We start from the raw sequence: 17,037 nt of genomic DNA on the forward strand, positions 1-17,037 counted from the left end.
ATCATTGCTCTTTTTTGCGTTTTTTTCTTTATAAGTAGTCCTCCTAGATTTAAACAGGCTTATATTAGGAGGATATCATGGAAGGAACTATTTTTTCGTTATTACCACCATTGATTGCCATATTAATGGTTGTTTTAACACGTAAAGTACTGCTTTCCCTAGGAGTAGGGATTTTAGCAGGTGGATTAGTGTTAACGGAGTTTTCAGTTGGAGAAACGATTCAAAAGATTTGGGGAAGCTTTGCTACAATTTTCTACGCGGACGGCGCACTTAATACTTCAAATCTATTCATTTTGCTTTTCCTTTTAATTTTAGGTGTTATTACGGCTTTTATCTCAATCATTGGAGGAAGCCGTGCTTTTGGAGAATGGGCTTTACAACGTATTAAAACGCGTCGTGGAGCTCATCTATTAACAGCTGTGTTAGGAATTATTATCTTTATTGATGATTATTTTAATGCACTAGCTGTTGGACAAGTAAGTCGCCCGGTAACAGATCGACAGCGGGTATCAAGAGCGAAGCTTGCTTATTTAATTGATTCAACTTCAGCTCCGGTATGTGTGATTGCACCGTTCTCAAGTTGGGGTGCCTATATTATTACGGTTGTAGGTTCAATTCTAGCTGCACACGGGATGAGTAATGTGTCAGCATTTTCGGCATTTGTACAGATGATACCGATGAATTTTTATGTATTTACCGCATTAATTATGGTATTCGTGGTGAGTGTTTTTGATATTAACATCGGACCAATGAAAAAACACGAAGAGCGTGCGATTCGTACTGGAGAAGTAACGGACCCAGAAAAAGGTGCAGTACCAGGAGAGTTAAAAGAAGATTTACCAGTTAGTGAAAATGGTCGTGTATTCGATTTGATCTTACCAATTATTGTATTGATGATTGGGACAATTGGTGCGATGTTATGGACAGGCTATCAAGCAACTGAAGGTCAAGCTACAATCTTTACAATGTTTGAGAATACGAATGTACCTAATTCATTAATGATTGGTGGTTTATCAGGCCTTGTTGTAACGCTAGTATTATTTATCGCACGTACAAGACAATCGAATGAACTGTCTAATTCGGTGCTTGGTAAGGGCATAGTAGCAGGAATCAAATCGATGCTACCCGCTATTTATATTTTGCTGCTTGCTTGGATGATTGGAGATTTGATTGGTCAGTTGAAATCAGGAGAATTCTTAGCAGGAATTGTGGAGAGTTCTAATTTAAATATTGCCTTCTTACCAGTGGTACTATTTATTATTGCTGGCATCATGGCGTTTTCAACAGGGACATCGTGGGGAACGTTTGGTATTATGCTTCCAATTGCAGGTGACATTGTAGGAAACATTGAACCAGAATTATTATTACCAGCTCTTGCGGCTGTATTAGCTGGTTCAGTTTACGGAGATCACTGTTCACCAATTTCTGATACAACAATCTTGTCATCAACTGGAGCAGGAAGTCATCATATTGATCACGTAATGACACAGCTTCCTTATGCAATTATTTCAGCTGTGATTAGCATCATTGGTTATATTGTACTTGGTTTAACAGAAAGTACAGCTGCAGGACTTGGAACAGTAATGGTTTTATTAGTGGTATTTGTCTTAGTAACTCGTAAAAAGGGGAACATAACAGAGACATCATTAGAAAAATAGAAGAATAAAGATAGAGCAGATGCGCTTCACAACGTCTGCTCTATTTTTAATTATCCAATTATCAAAATTTTCTATAAAAAATATTTTGACATACTATAGCATAATAGCTATAATTCTTCGTAAGATAGTTCTAAAGACAGACTATGCTAAATTGTCAGAAAGTTTAAATAACTTTTTGGGTTATGACAGAGATAAAAGAAAAGAGAGAGTGTAAGGGGGAAACTATGATGGAAAATCGTCCTCAATGGGGTACGAGAGCAGGTTTTATCATGGCAGCAGCAGGTTCTGCAATTGGATTAGGAAATATTTGGAGGTTTCCGGCGACTGCCTATGAAAACGGTGGAGGTGCATTTTTCTTACCATACTTATTTGCGTTATTAACAGCAGGTATTCCAATCTTAATCATGGAGTTTGCAATTGGACATAAGTATAGAGGATCATCGCCATTATCGCTAGCGAGACTAAATAAAAAAGCAGAATGGCTAGGCTGGTGGCAAGTTGGTATTTCATTTATTATTGCAGTTTACTATGCAGCGATTATTGCATGGGCCATGTCTTACTTTGTCTTTTCGCTAAAGCTAAGCTGGGGTCAAGATACTGAAGGGTTTTTATTCGGTGACTATTTGAAATTAGCTGAGGTTCCTGGTCAAACGGGAAGCATTGTACCAGGTGTCCTAATACCGCTTATTTTAGTTTGGGTAATAGCTTTAGGTGTCTTACTAAAAGGTATTAAAAAAGGAATTGAAGCAGCAAACAAAATTTTCTTACCAACATTAATCGTTTTATTCTTTATCATTGTGCTTCGCGCTATTACATTAGATGGTGCAATGGAAGGGTTGAATGCATTCTTTAAGCCAGACTGGAGCGCTATTGCAGATGGAAAAGTTTGGGTGGCAGCTTATGGTCAAATCTTCTTCAGTTTATCTGTTGGTTTTGCCATTATGATTACTTATTCTAGCTATTTACCAAAGAAATCAGATTTAACAAATAATGCTTTTATCACTGGCTTTGGTAACTCAGCATTTGAATTACTAGCCGGTATTGGTGTATTTAGTGCTTTAGGGTTTATGGCAATGCAGCAAGGTGTGAGCATTGATGAAGTAGTAGCAGGTGGAGTAGGGTTAGCATTTGTTGTATTCCCTCAAATTATTAACGAGTTTCCGGCGTTTAATCAGCTGTTCGGATTACTTTTCTTTGGATCGTTAACATTGGCTGGTTTAACATCACTTATTTCCATTATTGAAACATTTGTAGCGGGGGTACAAGATAAATTTAACGTATCTCGTACGAAATCTGTCTTAATGGGTGGGGGCTTAGCTTCTATCATTTCATTATTATTTGCTACTCAAGGAGGGTTATACTTCTTAGATGTAATGGATTATTTTATCAATAACTTTGGTGTTGCTTTAGCCGGTTTAGTTGAAATTATCTTAGTGGCTTGGGTATTCCGTGAACTAAACAATCTACAAAAACATGCAAACAGCGTATCTGACATTATGCTTGGTGCTTGGTGGAAAATTTGCTTAAGCGTAATCACACCAGTTGTTCTTGGATACATGATGTTTGATAATGTGAGAACTAATATTTCAGAAAATTACGAAGGTTATGCGACGAGTTTCATTGTTCCATTTGGTTGGGGAGTTGCAGGTTTGGTGATTGTTGTTGGGATTCTATTATCATTTAAAAGTTGGAAGAAAGAATCATTATCTTCTGTGAAGGAGGATACAACGTATGGAAAGTAATTCAGTAATTATGATGATTGCAGGAATGATTATCATCTGGGGCGGTTTAGCAGCAAGTATTATTCATGCAGTGAAGAAATCAAAGGAAAGTAAAGCGTAAAAAAGAGTGCTTAGAACATTGTTCTAAGCACTCTTTTTATATTAAATAAACGTTTGTTTAAATCGTACATTACTTTTTCTTTTGACGATCAATTCTTTCCCATGACCGAAGCTGCGGATAAGGGTCAAAAGACCATTCGTTTCGACCGTTATCTTTGTACATACCGTAATGTAAATGAGGTGGAAATTTCCCAGATGTACCTGGAGGCCCGTATCCTGAACTACCAACACCACCAATGACCATACCTGGTTCTACAATCTGTCCCGTTTTTAAATCTTTAGCAAATCCACTTAAATGTGCTAGGTAGTGATAATTATTATTCAGGTCTCGAATTCCAATACGCCAGCCACCATATTTATTCCAACCTTTTAGTTCGATTATACCATAGCAAGGAGACTTGACTGGAACGCCATAGTCAGCGAAAATATCAGTTCCTTCATGAATTCTTCTTCCGCCCCATCCACGAGCGTCACCCCAAGTGCTGCGATAGCTATAGTTTGATCGAATCGGCACTGGAAACGAGGTTCCTTTTAAGTCAATACGACCATAGGTCTTAAAGAGCTTGGCGTTCCCAAGGATAATATCAACCGCTTTAGCTCGATGATAATAACTCCATAGCGCAATTTTAATATAATCCTCGCTTGTTCCAAAAGTTTGAATATAATTAGCCATTGTAAAAAGCATGTCTTCATCATTTAACTGATCAGCTTTCCCATCGCCGTTTCCGTCTTTTCCTAAACCACCTAATAACGAAATGGTTAAGGGGTTTTGGTCATTAAGCTTTGGATTTAAAGAACCCGCCCATTTTTCTGGAGAGTAATAAATAGCAATTGCACCTTTTTCTCTTGGAATATCCTTATGAGAGCGACGGACGTTTCGTTCATATTGATCAATTCCAGCAAAGTAATACCAAGGTATTGATGACACAGCCTCCATCTGCTGATATAATTCCATGCGCTTCGTATTTAAAGCTGCTTCATCTTCGGTAGAAAGTGGCGCAGCCTGAGATGAAATCGTACATGAAAAGCATAGTGAAAAAAATAACAGAAAAAGCACATATTTTTTCAATGGGCTTCCTCCTTCCTAATTAAGTTATAGTATTAGTTTGTGAAACGATGAAAAATTTAATAAATAATAATTAATGGAAATAAAATGATGTTAAGGTTATATGAACAATAAATAAAACGCTATCATTTGCGGTTATTAAAGGATAAAGAGTAGAGATAAATAAGTGCCGAGCGCTTGTCGAATCGCTCTTTTGTATGATAAAGTGACATGTAGTGTATTTTTTATTTGACAATTTAACAATCAGCATATAGGTTACAGACATTTTCTAGATTGATGGAGTTGATACTAATGGCAACAAAGGAAGAGTATGTCCGCAAACCCGAGTGGCTAAAAATTAAGCTAAACACAAACGAGAACTACACGGACTTAAAGAAAATGATGCGTGAAAAAAATCTGAATACGGTATGTGAAGAAGCAAAATGCCCTAATATTCATGAGTGTTGGGCAGTTCGTCGTACGGCTACCTTTATGATTTTAGGTCAAGTTTGTACACGTGCGTGTCGCTTCTGTGCTGTGAAAACAGGCTTACCAACAGAGTTAGATTTGGAAGAGCCAGAACGCGTAGCAGATTCAGTTCAGCTAATGAACTTAAAGCACGCTGTTATTACGGTAGTTGCGCGTGACGATCTAAAAGACGGTGGAGCAGGTGTACTAGCAGAGACAATTCGCGCTATTCGCCGTAAAAATCCATTTACGACAATCGAAGTATTACCTTCAGATATGGGTGGAGTAGAAGAGAACCTCCGCATGGTAATGGATGCTCGCCCTGATATTTTAAACCATAACATTGAAACAGTACGCGAATTAACGCCTCGTGTGCGTGCAAGAGCTACATACGAGCGTTCATTAGAATTTTTACGTCGTGCAAAAGAAATGCAGCCAGATATTCCTACAAAATCGAGCATTATGATTGGGCTTGGAGAAACAAAAGAGCAAATCATTGAAACAATGGATGACCTGCGAGCAAATAATGTAGATATCATGACAATCGGTCAATATTTACAGCCTACAAAGAAACATATTAAAGTTCAGAAGTACTATCACCCAAGTGAATTCGAAGAGCTTAGAGAAATTGCTTTAACTAAAGGATTTAGCCACGTTGAAGCTGGTCCACTTGTGCGTTCTTCTTATCATGCGGATGAACAAGTAAATGCTGCTTCAAAGCAAAAGCAAAATAACGGGTAATGAAAAAGGCGATGTTTCCATCGCCTTTTTTATTTCATCTTTTCATCTGTTACATGTTCATTCAATTCGTTTTTTTCCTCGCCGTTTGCATTCTCACCATCGTTCATCTTACGACCTTGAGGAGATTTAAGCATTTCTTTAATGGTTAAATGAATGGACTCTTCCACAGACTCGGCTTTCGTATTTGCTTCACTGAAGCGTTCGATATCTTGAATGTGCTGTGGGTTATCTGATACGTATACGTGATAATAACGGGGCATAATAGACATTGCTGTCCGTTTTACTTGATCAGCGGTAGCATTTCGATCTTTTGTGTCTGTTTTATACGCGATTAGCACGTCTTCATCTGTCACAAGCGTAGCTACGTCATTCACATTTGGAATGGCTGAACTAAGTTTACTAATTGAATCAGCTGCTTCCTCACGGTCAAGTGTAGCAATGTTTTGTGCCTTTTCAGTATCGTTAGCAACAGGTGATTTTTGATAACGTACGTACCCATAATCGGTATCGTTATCCTTTTCTTTGTTATATAAATCGTTATGATCATGATCAGCTACATTAATAGCATTTGGATTATTAGGTGATAGTGCTTCATTATCTGTTTCGCCCCCTGCCTGACAACCTGATAATGCAACCATTGTTAACATGCCGCAATAAATTAAATATTTTTTCACTGTAAACGACCTCCCTATCTATAGGTTGCGGCGATTGGTTAAAAAATTGCCTGTAAATTGCTGGTTTTCATGTTTTTTAATCAAACGATTGTTTAGAAAAAAATTTCAAAATGTGGTATGGTAATTTTGAAGAGAAGAGGTGAAACAATGATTTGTGTTAATAATGTTTGCTATGAAGTAATCAAAGAAGAACGAGAAGGGTTTGATGAGGAAGCTTTTCGAAGTCGATATATTGATGTGCTTAGTCGCTACGACTATATATTAGGCGATTGGGGCTATAATCAGCTGCGTTTAAAAGGTTTTTTTGATGACCGTAATCAAAAAGCTACATATGATACAAAAATAAGTACAATTCAAGATTATTTACACGAATATTGTAATTTTGGCTGTGCGTATTTTGTACTGAAAAAAGTAAATAAATAAAAAAGGTCAGCAGAAGATGTACTTTCTTTCCGCTGCCTTTCTCATTAAATGACCTCGTATAAGAACTCTCTAAGTTCTTGACCATCTTCTTCTGAAAGCTTAAATATGTGCTCTAAATAATTTGGTTCCTCTAAATCATCTGAGCCAATAATAGCAAAGCGTCCCCCTTGAATATCTAAGACAAGATGCTTGCCATAATAGCGATCAGACTGAATGATAGCAAGGTCAAACCGTTGATTTTCACCCATAAAGCTAACAAATCGAGTTTTTGTATTAACTACATCATCATATAAATAAAAGCGTTCGCTCATTCTCTTGCTCCTTCCTTCTTTCCATACTTTTATCATATCAAATGAAAAAAGAAAAGTGGGGAGAAGCCTGCTAGAAAATTTTATAAGCGAAGCGTTAGGAGGAAACATCATGTACTTTGTAGATCGTCAAAAGATTGAACATATACTACGTTTTTATGAGCAGCACCTAGTTGTTTTTTCTGAACAATCTAAGTGGGAAAGTACTATCGAGAAAAAAGCGTTAGAAAGAGTTGTTCACCTCTTAATTGAAAACGTTTTAGATGTCGGTAATGCAATGATTGATGGATTCATTATGAGAGATCCTGGAAGCTATGATGATATCATTGATATTCTTATGGATGAGAAGGTAGTAGAAACTTCGGAAGAACAGGGCTTAAAAGCAGTAATTAATTTGCGAAAAGTCCTTGTACAAGATTATTTAGATGTTAAACATGATGAAGTGATACATGTTGTTCAAGAGAACAAAGAGGTTTTAAGTCAATTCCCAACTCGAATTCGTACATATCTAGAAAATGAATTAGGACCTGTTTCAGCTTTCCGTAATTAGCGTGAAAGAACTGTGAGCTGATTTGTGATTTTAGGAAAAATAAGCTATTATCGCATTGTAACTCTATCTGCTTTCTTATAATAAAGAAGGCGTTTTTATTATCGAATGAATTAGTAGGAGGCAGCTATGAAGCAATATAAAGGCTATTTAATTGATTTAGATGGAACGATGTATAAAGGAACAGAATTAATTGCAGAAGCGCGTGATTTCGTCATTGCATTAAAAGAAAAAGGTATTCCGTATTTATTTGTTACGAATAATTCAACAAAAAGACCTGCTCAAGTAGCAGAAAAGCTTGAAAGCTTCGGAATTCCCACAACAGAAGATCAAGTGTTTACAACAAGCCAAGCAACGGCTAATTATTTGCATGACCGTAAACCCAACGGTACAGTATATGTAATTGGTGCAGAAGGGATTCGCCATGCGCTTACTGAAAAAGGGTTCACAATTCAAGATGAAGATACGGACTTTGTAGTCGTTGGCTTAGATCAAGAAATTACATATGAGAAGCTAGCAAAAGCTTGTTTAAACGTCCGTAACGGTGCATTTTTTGTGTCGACAAATGGCGATATTGCACTTCCAACAGAAAGAGGCTTACTTCCAGGAAACGGTTCTATAACGTCGGTTGTTTCGGTTTCTACTCAAACACAACCAGTCTTCATTGGAAAGCCAGAAAGTATTATTATGGAGCAAGCGTTAGAAGTAATTGGAACACCGAAAGAAGACACTCTTATGGTAGGCGATTATTATGATACAGATATTTTAGCTGGAATGAAAGCAGGATTAGATACTTTATTAGTTCATACTGGGGTAACAACAAAAGAGCTACTTAAGGGGTATGATAAGCAGCCAACTTATGCTGTTGATTCCCTAAAAGAATGGATGGATAAAATATAATGAATGAAAAGAGAGTGATTCAAATTGAACCACTCTCTTTTTTTATTCAACATTTTCAGCTCGATGTGCCAGACGACTCGAGGCAGCTGCAGCAATAGCACCAACAATATCATCAAGGAATGTGTGACATTTTCCAGACGATTTATCGTTTAATTCTTCCAGTATCCCTGGCTTTTGCTTATCAATATATCCATAGTTTGTAAAGCCGATTGAGCCATACACGTTTACGATGGATAAGGCTAAGATTTCATCTATGCCATACAAGCCTTCGTCCTTTTCTAAAATTGATAAGAGCGGCTCTTCAACTTGTTTCTTTTCCGTTAAAATATCCAGTTGAATACCTGTAAGAATTGCATTCTGTACTTCGCGTTTTGAGATGACGCGCTCGACATTGTACTCACATTCTTGAATGTTTAAATTGGGGTGGTATTTCTTTTGTAGATAAAAAACAAGATCAGCAATATCTCTTACTGTGACACCACGTTTTGTTAGCCACGCTCTTGCTGTTTTTTCCATTTCACTTTGCTCGTGTTTTTTCTCCAAGTATCATCACCTAATTTCTTTTTATTTTTTAATGCTTAAAGGAATACAGAAGCATATGTTTAGAAGTAAATCATGTACTTCACGATTTGGTGAGCATATCATTACATCTTCTAGTATGACTCACTCGGAGGAAATCATAATAAATTGTGTAATTCTAATCTATTCGATTGCGCATAAATATTATGACAAGTATTGAATTTCTTTATGGGAAAACTTTGATCAATGAAATGAGGGGATGTACGTGAAGCAAGCAATTTATGAAGGCTATGGTTTACACCCTGATGAATTGTTGACTTTGGGCGCTTATCAAGCCTTCCAATATCGAGACATCTTGTATACGATTATTCATTTAAATCAAGTGGAAGAAGATGAGCTGAACGAGTTGTATCAAATGAGTCAGTTTCTCATGAGCCAAGGTGACCGTTATATCTCTACATTTATGCCAAATCTAGAAGGAAATATGATTACAGAATCAGATGATTTAAAGTTTATGATTTGCCGATCGATAGCCGCACCGCGAAATGAACAGTTTGTCATTGGTTCAGAGCTAGCAGAATTTCATCAGCGCGGTCGAATGTTTCCTTATGAAGTTGAACATTCAAAACGGTTAGGTCAATGGAAATCATTGTGGGAAAAGCGGTTAGATCAAATGGAAGAGTTTTGGTATGGACGATTGAGAGCTTTGCCTAATCAAGAAGTTGAAAAGAAATTTCTCGAAAGCTTTCCATACTATCTAGGGCTAGCAGAGAATGCCATTCAGTATTTAGTGGATACAGAGATTGATGATTTGCCAAGAGCAGTAGACTCAGCTACAATTTGTCATCACCGATTTGGACAGACGACTTGGGGAAGCCAGTATATCTATAAACTCCCAGTGGATTGGGTCTTTGATCATCCCAGCAGAGACTTAGCAGAGTATATTCGTGAACAATATTTATCATCCTATGAGCTAAATCCACATCAGTTGCATTACTTTTTAAGTGAATACGAACGTATTAACCCACTCTCATCATTTTCATGGCGTCTTCTATATGCGAGACTGTTGTTCCCTGTGCATTATTTTGAAGTGGTAGAAGGATATTATAGTGTTCAAAGCGAAGAACAAAAGCAAGGCTATTATAAGCAGCTAGAAGCTGTCTTAGATCACTCATCCCATTATGAGCGATTTTTAAAGCAGTTTTATCAATCCGTTGGAATTTCTACTTCACGGTACCATATACCAGAAGTAGGGTGGTTATCAAGCGGTGTTTAAGTGGTATAAGTAGAGTAAAGACATATAAAGATAATGCGACGTGACGCCTATTGCGGTAAACAATAAGGCGTCATGTTATGTAATTAAAAATCAATGAGGTGATAGATAATGGACAAGCCGTTTATTTTTATTACGAGGAATATACCGGAGAAGTTCGTGGAGCCACTACGCGTAGTGGCTGAAGTAGAGATGTGGCATTCAGAAGAAGACCCGGTACCTCATGATGTACTCACTGAAAAAGCAAAAAAAGCTCATGGGCTTTTAACGGTTTTATCTGATAGAGTAGATGAAGAATTATTAAAGGAAGCCACTAATTTAAAAGTAATTGCGAATCTAGCTGTGGGGTTTGATAATATTGATATCCAAGCAGCGACAAAGCGTCAAATCTATGTTTGTAATACGCCTGATGTGCTTTCAGATACCACAGCAGATTTAGCTATGACGCTCCTTATGACAACGGCTAGAAATATTTTAGAGGCTTCAGCACATATTAAAGAAAATAAGTGGACAAGCTGGAGCCCATATTTGTTAGCTGGTCGAGATATTCATCATAAAACGCTTGGAATTGTTGGGATGGGAAAGATTGGTGAAGTGCTAGCGAAGAGAGCAGCAGGTTTTGATATGAATATCCTTTATCACAATCGTTCTCGAAATGAACAAGCTGAAAGCAAGTTACCTGTTACATATGCATCAATGGATGATGTATTAGAGAAGTCTGACTTTGTTGTGTGCTTAACACCTTTAACAAAACAAACTGAAAATATGTTTAATGAGGAAGCATTCAAAAAGATGAAGAAATCTGCGATGTTTATTAACGTTTCTCGGGGTGATGTAGTGGACGAAGCCGCTTTGTTAAAAGCGTTGAATGAAGAGGAGATTGCAGCAGCAGGACTGGATGTCTTTGTGAATGAACCAATTGATGGTTCACACCCGTTAGCCATGCACCCAAAAGTAGTGGCACTACCTCACATTGGAAGTGCGACGGTAGAAACACGCACAAGTATGATTAAATTAGCGGTACAAAACATAGAAGCTGTTTTAGCAGGGCATTTCCCATCTACCATCATTAATAGAGAGCTTGTGCCTCAAGGTTAAAGAATAAAAGCATTTCTTTTATAGAAATGCTTTTTGTATGTTAAAAAACAAGAAAATACGTGTTATGATAAGGAAATGAAATATTTAAAAAATTTAAATTTGTCTTTTTATTCAACGAATAAAGAGATAAATTTAAAGTAAAGTCTTGTAAAAAAGAAAAATAGGGTCTATAATGTCCACTATAAGAAAACAAATGTATACGTGAAGAGAACATAGAGGTGAATAATATGACAAAAAGTATTTCAGTAGGATTATTAGGGTTGGGAACGGTTGGTAGTGGAGTAGTTAAAATTATTGAAAATCACCAGGATAAGTTAAGTCACCAAGTTGGCTGTCCGGTAACGGTTAAAAAAGTGGTAGTTAAAAATATTGATAAAGTTAGAGATGTAGAGATTAGTAGTGAGAAATTATCAACAAACGTAGAGGATGTCATTCATAACCCAGATGTAGATGTTGTTATTGAGGTTATGGGTGGCGTTGAGGAAACAAGAGACTATATTTTAACGGCTCTTCGTAATAAAAAGCACGTTGTAACAGCAAATAAAGATTTGATGGCAGTTTACGGTTCTGAGTTATTAACGGTTGCATCAGAAAATGGCTGCGATTTATTTTATGAAGCAAGTGTTGCTGGAGGAATTCCGATTCTTCGTGGACTTGCAGATGGTTTAGCTTCAGATCGTATTACAAAAATGATGGGAATTGTAAATGGTACAACAAACTTTATCTTAACAAAGATGACAAAAGAAGGAAGCGCATATGAAGAAGTGCTAAAAGAAGCACAAGAACTAGGTTATGCAGAAGCAGACCCTACTTCTGATGTTGGAGGCTTGGATGCAGCAAGAAAAATGGCGATTCTAGCTACGCTTGGTTTCTCAATGAAAATTGACCTTGATGATGTGCAGGTTCAAGGTATTACGGAAGTAACGGAAGAAGATTTACAATATAGTAAACAATTAGGATATACAGTGAAATTAATTGGATACGCGCATCGAGACGGAGACAACGTCGAAGTAAGTGTTCAGCCAACGTTATTAGCGGATACACATCCATTAGCATCAGTTAGCGATGAGTACAATGCGGTTTATGTGTATGGAGAAGCGGTTGGAGAAACAATGTTTTATGGTCCTGGAGCGGGTAGTTTACCGACAGCAACTGCAGTTGTATCGGATCTTGTGGGCGTGATGAAAAACTTGAGGTTAGGGGTCAATGGAAAGAGTGCCGTAACGCCTCAATTCCCAAAACAGTTGAAAACAGAAGACCAAAAGTTTTCTAAACACTTCTTACGTATTCACGTAAAAGATCAGGTAGGCGCATTTGCCAAATTAACAACATTATTTTCTGAACGCGGCGTAAGCTTTGAAAAAATTATTCAATTACCGGTTACAGGAAGCGAACTTGCAGAGATCGTTGTTGTAACACATAAAACATCTCAAAAAGACTATGAAGAAATTTTACAACAATTAAGAGACTTACCAATCGTTGAAAACGTAAAAAGCAGTTATCGAGTAGAGGGAGTTGGCATCGTATAATGTGGAAAGGTTTATTACACCAATATAAAGAGTTCTTGCCAGTAACAGAAGAAACACCAATGTTAACACTACATGAAGGAAATACGCCGCTTATTCATCTTCCATATTTATCGGAAGAACTTGGCATTAACTTGCATGTAAAAGTAGAAGGTTTAAACCCTACAGGTTCATTTAAAGACCGAGGTATGGTCATGGCCGTTGCAAAAGCAAAAGAAGAAGGAAGTAACACAGTCATTTGTGCATCTACTGGTAATACGTCTGCAGCAGCAGCAGCTTATGCGTCACGTGCAGGCATGCGCTGTATCGTTGTTATTCCAAACGGAAAAATTGCAATGGGTAAGCTCGCTCAAGCTGTTATGTACGGAGCAGAAATTGTAGCAATTGAAGGAAACTTTGATCAAGCACTTTCAATGGTTCGAAAACTTAGTGAAACAGCACCTGTATCTCTTGTAAACTCTGTGAACCCTTACCGAATTGAGGGGCAAAAAACCGCAGCTTTTGAAATCTGTGAACAGTTAGGAAAGGCACCCGACGTTTTAGCAATTCCTGTTGGGAACGCCGGGAATATTACAGCATATTGGAAAGGTTTCAAAGAGTATAATGAGCGTAATCAGAGCGGTCTGCCTCTTATGCACGGTTTTGAAGCTGAAGGAGCAGCAGCAATCGTTCGAAACGAAGTAATTGAAAATCCAGAGACAATTGCAACAGCAATTCGTATCGGTAATCCAGCAAGCTGGGATTATGCGGTAAATGCAGCTAATGAATCAAAAGGCAAAATTGATGAAGTGACGGATGAGCAAATTTTAGATGCATATCGCTTAATTGCTAGAAGAGAAGGTGTTTTTGCAGAGCCTGGGTCTTGTGCATCAATCGCTGGTGTAATAAAAGACGTAAAATCAGGGAAAATTGCCAAAGGTTCAACAGTAGTAGCAGTGCTAACTGGAAATGGATTAAAAGATCCGAACGTAGCAATTGACGCACATGATGTTAAGCCAGTTGTATTGCCAAATGAAGAAGAAAAAGTGTTTGAATATATTGAAGGTGTTGTCGCTTCATGTTAACTTTTGACCGCTTTAAAATCACAGTGCCAGCGAGCTCTGCTAATTTAGGGCCCGGGTTTGATTCCATTGGAATCGCTCTTGGGCGCTACTTGATTTTAACAGTGGAGCCAGCTGAACAGTGGGTATTTGTACCAAAGACAGCTGATGTTGAAGGAATACCAACAGGCAAGGACAACTTAATGTATCAGGTTGCCGAAGATGTAGCAAAGCAATATGAAGTAACTCTTCCAGCAGCAAAAGTGTATGTCTCAAGCGATATACCGTTAGCTAGGGGGCTTGGAAGCAGTGCTTCTGCAATTGTTGCAGGTATTGAACTTGCTAATCAGCTTGCTAAGCTTAATTTATCGCAAAAAGACAAGCTGCGAATTAGCAGCCTAATGGAAGGCCACCCGGATAACGTAAGTCCTTCTATTTATGGAGGCGTCGTGATTGGATATCATCATGAAGATGAAACGTATATCAATCATATTCCCAACTTACAAGCTGAAGTAATAATGATTATTCCGAGATACGAATTAAAAACAGCTGATGCCCGTAATGCTTTGCCGAAGGTAATTGATTATCGAACAGCAGTAGAAGCCGGAGCAATTGGGAATATGCTTGTGTCTGCACTGATGAATCGTGATTTTGAAGCGGTAGGAACATTTATGGAAAAAGATTTATACCATGAGCTTTATCGAACAAAATTGGTACCAGAGCTAGCCATTGCGAGAGTAGAAGCTAAAAGGTTAGGAGCTTACGGAACAGTGCTGAGCGGAGCGGGGCCAAGTGTATTATGCTTAGCACCTATTGGAAAAGGAAAAGACATTGCTAAGCATTTAGCTATAAAATTATCTCATTGTGAAGTTGACGTAGTAGGTATTGATACAAAAGGTGTATATGTAGACGCTTAGGTCGTAACAAACTAAAGCAAAAACCCTCAAGCATCGCTTGAGGGTTTGTTATATAAGGGATCATTAGAAAACTTGTTCAACTTCTACAACACCAGGTACTTCTTCTAAAAGAGCACGTTCAATACCTGCTTTTAGCGTGATTGTTGAACTTGGGCAGCTGCCACAAGCGCCTAGAAGACGTAATTTTACAATGCCATCTTCAACGTCGACTAATTCACAATCTCCACCATCGCGAAGTAAAAATGGACGAAGCTTATCTAATACTTCTTGTACTTGTTCATGCATTTCCATTTCAGCCATGATTATCGACTCCTTTCCTTCTCTAGTTACATTATAAACGCTCTTACATAAAAAATCTATTCAAGAATCTTTGATTACGTTCGTTCAACTTGAAAAACGATGTTCTTTAAATAGTTTTTGTGTACAATAAAGATAAGATAGAGTGGAAGCTTTCTTTATTGAAAGAGCCATAGCATGGGAATAGGGGGAACAAATATGGAAAAAAACAACGTTGAGATTTGTGTATATGGAGCAGAAATTATTTGTGCAAGCTGCGTGAATTTACCATCTTCAAAAGACACACAGGAGTGGCTTGAGGCGGCGCTTAGTCGAAAATACCCGAATGAATCATTTAACATACGTTATATCGATATTTATAACCCACCTGTGGATGAAAAAGAGAAACAGGAGTTCTCGCAAAAAGTAATTGATGAAGATTTGTTTTATCCAGTTATTCTAATTAACAATGAGATTGTTGGAGAAGGGAATCCAAAGCTAAAGCGTATTTTTGAAGAATTAGAGAAATATGGATTTGTGTCTGCATAAAAAAACGCCTTTTAGGCGTTTTTTTATTAACCGTTATGGTATTTATACATCCATAAAATACCTGACTTTAATAAGCGAGCAACTCGACCCGTAATTGCGCGATCGTTTACTAATCCGAATCCGTGTTTTTTTCCTAAAGAGCCTAATACGCCTTTAAGTTTAATCGTTGGTAACTCAGTAGGTAGCTCTTCATTCTTCCATCGTGCTGTTAACACTTGAACAATCTGCTCTGCTTGCCCCTCAGCTAGTTGAGCACTAGGAGCATGTGGTAAGCTAGCACAGTCTCCCAATACATAGACATTCTCATTGTTAGGCAGATTATGATATTTTGTTAAGACTACGCGACCCTGAGTGTCTTTCTCAACGTTTAAATCCCTAACGACCTTGTTTGGTTGAATGCCGGCTGTCCACACAATCGCATCGCTTTTAATTGGTTCATCATGATTGTATAGAGTATTCTGTTCTACTCTCGTGATATTGGCGTTGTTCACAATTTCAATACCGTTAGAAGTGAACCAGTCTTGAACATAATTGCTCAAACGTTCTGGGAATGAAGATAAAATTAATTTTCCTCTATCGAATAGCATGATATTTAAATCAGAACGGCTTTCTTTTAACTCACTAGCTAATTCAACACCGCTAAGACCAGCTCCGACAATCGATACGGTTGCATGAGCAGGTAAATTGTTTAACGCTTGATATGTAGCGCGAGAAGCGTCGATTGTTTGAATGCTGTATGTATGCTCCGGTGCGCCCGGCACGCCGTGATATTTATCTTCACACCCTAGTCCGATAATTAAATCATCATAATGGAGGACTTCGTTGTCTTCAAGGTGAACTTGGTTATTTTCAAGATCAATGTTTGTAATGAAGCCATAGCGAATAGATAAACGAGGATGCTCTGGGAAAGAAACGCGAACGTGCTGATCTGAAATGGTTCCAGCCGCTAACGCGTAGAATTCAGTCTTTAATGAGTGATAAGGTGCTTTATCAACCAATGTTACATGTACATCCTCTGGCAATTGATTTGGAAAAAGTCGCTGTAGGACACGCATACCACCATATCCTCCACCGAGTATCACAAGGTTCTTCATCTGGATTTCCCCTTTACGTTTAGACATTTTATTCTCTCTATACTAATTGAATTGCTTAAAACATATAGGCATACAAAACGAAACCGATACGTCAATCGCATTCGATTTTGCATAGCATATTTTACTTAAATAATAATTTA

At 37.8% G+C, this 17,037-nt stretch carries 19 protein-coding genes; 13 read left to right on the forward strand and 6 right to left on the reverse strand.

The annotated features are described in order from the left end of the window. Positions 1 to 77: 77 nt before the first annotated feature. From A2U94_RS09580 to A2U94_RS20615, 3 genes are all read left to right on the forward strand, one after another. Positions 78 to 1,658 carry a Na+/H+ antiporter NhaC family protein gene (locus tag A2U94_RS09580; RefSeq protein ID WP_025909426.1) on the forward strand — a complete coding sequence of 527 codons (1,581 nt, stop codon included), beginning with the start codon at positions 78 to 80 and terminating at the stop codon, positions 1,656 to 1,658. A gap of 227 nt (positions 1,659 to 1,885) precedes the next feature. Further along, positions 1,886 to 3,400 carry a sodium-dependent transporter gene (locus A2U94_RS09585; RefSeq protein ID WP_025909425.1) on the forward strand — a complete coding sequence of 505 codons (1,515 nt, stop codon included), beginning with the start codon at positions 1,886 to 1,888 and terminating at the stop codon, positions 3,398 to 3,400. Continuing rightward, complete coding sequence (locus A2U94_RS20615; RefSeq protein ID WP_076512338.1) at positions 3,390 to 3,500, forward strand: methionine/alanine import family NSS transporter small subunit; 111 nt, start codon at positions 3,390 to 3,392, stop codon at positions 3,498 to 3,500. The genes A2U94_RS09585 and A2U94_RS20615 overlap by 11 nt, the downstream gene beginning before the upstream one ends. A 69-nt stretch (positions 3,501 to 3,569) precedes the next feature. Here the strand turns inward: A2U94_RS20615 and A2U94_RS09590 are convergent, their stop codons facing one another. Beyond that, the gene (locus A2U94_RS09590) at positions 3,570 to 4,514 is read right to left on the reverse strand and encodes a M23 family metallopeptidase (protein ID WP_231882751.1); all 945 of its coding nucleotides are present in this window, start codon (positions 4,512 to 4,514) and stop codon (positions 3,570 to 3,572) included. A 342-nt stretch (positions 4,515 to 4,856) separates the two neighbouring features. Between A2U94_RS09590 and lipA the strand changes: the two genes are divergently transcribed. Continuing rightward, entirely contained in the window at positions 4,857 to 5,753 is an 897-nt protein-coding gene (lipA, locus tag A2U94_RS09595; RefSeq protein ID WP_025909423.1) for a lipoyl synthase, read from the forward strand. A gap of 29 nt (positions 5,754 to 5,782) precedes the next feature. On the opposite strand, the gene A2U94_RS09600 is transcribed toward lipA, so the two are convergent. Next, positions 5,783 to 6,427, reverse strand: coding sequence for a YhcN/YlaJ family sporulation lipoprotein (locus A2U94_RS09600; RefSeq protein WP_025909422.1), 645 nt, complete (start codon positions 6,425 to 6,427; stop codon positions 5,783 to 5,785). Positions 6,428 to 6,574: 147 nt separating this feature from the next. On the opposite strand from A2U94_RS09600, the gene A2U94_RS09605 reads away from it, so the two are divergent. After that, the gene (locus tag A2U94_RS09605; RefSeq protein WP_025909421.1) at positions 6,575 to 6,850 is read left to right on the forward strand and encodes a YutD family protein; all 276 of its coding nucleotides are present in this window, start codon (positions 6,575 to 6,577) and stop codon (positions 6,848 to 6,850) included. Between the two features lie 44 nt (positions 6,851 to 6,894). Here A2U94_RS09605 and A2U94_RS09610 read toward each other — a convergent pair whose 3' ends face one another. Next, positions 6,895 to 7,161 carry a DUF3055 domain-containing protein gene (locus A2U94_RS09610; protein WP_025909420.1) on the reverse strand — a complete coding sequence of 89 codons (267 nt, stop codon included), beginning with the start codon at positions 7,159 to 7,161 and terminating at the stop codon, positions 6,895 to 6,897. A gap of 109 nt (positions 7,162 to 7,270) precedes the next feature. Here A2U94_RS09610 and A2U94_RS09615 point away from each other — a divergent pair, with 109 nt between their 5' ends. Together A2U94_RS09615 and nucF are read left to right on the forward strand one after the other, a co-directional pair. Then, positions 7,271 to 7,708, forward strand: coding sequence for a DUF86 domain-containing protein (locus tag A2U94_RS09615; protein WP_025909419.1), 438 nt, complete (start codon positions 7,271 to 7,273; stop codon positions 7,706 to 7,708). Positions 7,709 to 7,834: 126 nt separating this feature from the next. Then, positions 7,835 to 8,605 (forward strand): 5' nucleotidase NucF, encoded by a 771-nt coding sequence (gene nucF, locus A2U94_RS09620; protein ID WP_025909418.1) that lies wholly within the window; start codon positions 7,835 to 7,837, stop codon positions 8,603 to 8,605. Positions 8,606 to 8,647: 42 nt separating this feature from the next. On the opposite strand, the gene A2U94_RS09625 is transcribed toward nucF, so the two are convergent. Beyond that, entirely contained in the window at positions 8,648 to 9,121 is a 474-nt protein-coding gene (locus A2U94_RS09625; protein ID WP_076512354.1) for a phosphatidylglycerophosphatase A family protein, read from the reverse strand. A gap of 268 nt (positions 9,122 to 9,389) precedes the next feature. On the opposite strand from A2U94_RS09625, the gene yutH reads away from it, so the two are divergent. The 5 genes from yutH to thrB all read left to right on the forward strand — a co-directional run bounded on the left by yutH (position 9,390) and on the right by thrB (position 14,978). Beyond that, complete coding sequence (yutH, locus tag A2U94_RS09630; protein ID WP_025909416.1) at positions 9,390 to 10,400, forward strand: spore coat putative kinase YutH; 1,011 nt, start codon at positions 9,390 to 9,392, stop codon at positions 10,398 to 10,400. Between the two features lie 108 nt (positions 10,401 to 10,508). After that, on the forward strand, positions 10,509 to 11,495 hold the full coding sequence (locus A2U94_RS09635; RefSeq protein ID WP_025909415.1) for a 2-hydroxyacid dehydrogenase: 987 nt from the start codon (positions 10,509 to 10,511) through the stop codon (positions 11,493 to 11,495). A gap of 227 nt (positions 11,496 to 11,722) precedes the next feature. Then, on the forward strand, positions 11,723 to 13,024 hold the full coding sequence (locus A2U94_RS09640; RefSeq protein WP_025909414.1) for a homoserine dehydrogenase: 1,302 nt from the start codon (positions 11,723 to 11,725) through the stop codon (positions 13,022 to 13,024). After that, positions 13,024 to 14,085 (forward strand): threonine synthase, encoded by a 1,062-nt coding sequence (gene thrC, locus A2U94_RS09645; protein WP_025909413.1) that lies wholly within the window; start codon positions 13,024 to 13,026, stop codon positions 14,083 to 14,085. Before A2U94_RS09640 ends, thrC begins: the two co-directional genes overlap by 1 nt. Further along, entirely contained in the window at positions 14,079 to 14,978 is a 900-nt protein-coding gene (gene thrB / locus A2U94_RS09650) for a homoserine kinase (RefSeq protein WP_062686873.1), read from the forward strand. Before thrC ends, thrB begins: the two co-directional genes overlap by 7 nt. Positions 14,979 to 15,041: 63 nt before the next feature. Here the strand turns inward: thrB and A2U94_RS09655 are convergent, their stop codons facing one another. Next, complete coding sequence (locus A2U94_RS09655; protein WP_025909412.1) at positions 15,042 to 15,278, reverse strand: NifU family protein; 237 nt, start codon at positions 15,276 to 15,278, stop codon at positions 15,042 to 15,044. A gap of 195 nt (positions 15,279 to 15,473) precedes the next feature. On the opposite strand from A2U94_RS09655, the gene A2U94_RS09660 reads away from it, so the two are divergent. After that, on the forward strand, positions 15,474 to 15,803 hold the full coding sequence (locus A2U94_RS09660) for a YuzD family protein (RefSeq protein ID WP_025909411.1): 330 nt from the start codon (positions 15,474 to 15,476) through the stop codon (positions 15,801 to 15,803). Between the two features lie 26 nt (positions 15,804 to 15,829). Here the strand turns inward: A2U94_RS09660 and A2U94_RS09665 are convergent, their stop codons facing one another. Continuing rightward, on the reverse strand, positions 15,830 to 16,897 hold the full coding sequence (locus tag A2U94_RS09665) for an NAD(P)/FAD-dependent oxidoreductase (RefSeq protein ID WP_025909410.1): 1,068 nt from the start codon (positions 16,895 to 16,897) through the stop codon (positions 15,830 to 15,832). Between the last annotated feature and the right edge of the window lie 140 nt (positions 16,898 to 17,037).

This window comes from Bacillus sp. VT 712, from assembly GCF_001614195.1.
GTDB classification, from domain to species: Bacteria; Bacillota; Bacilli; order Bacillales; family Bacillaceae_H; genus Priestia; species Priestia flexa.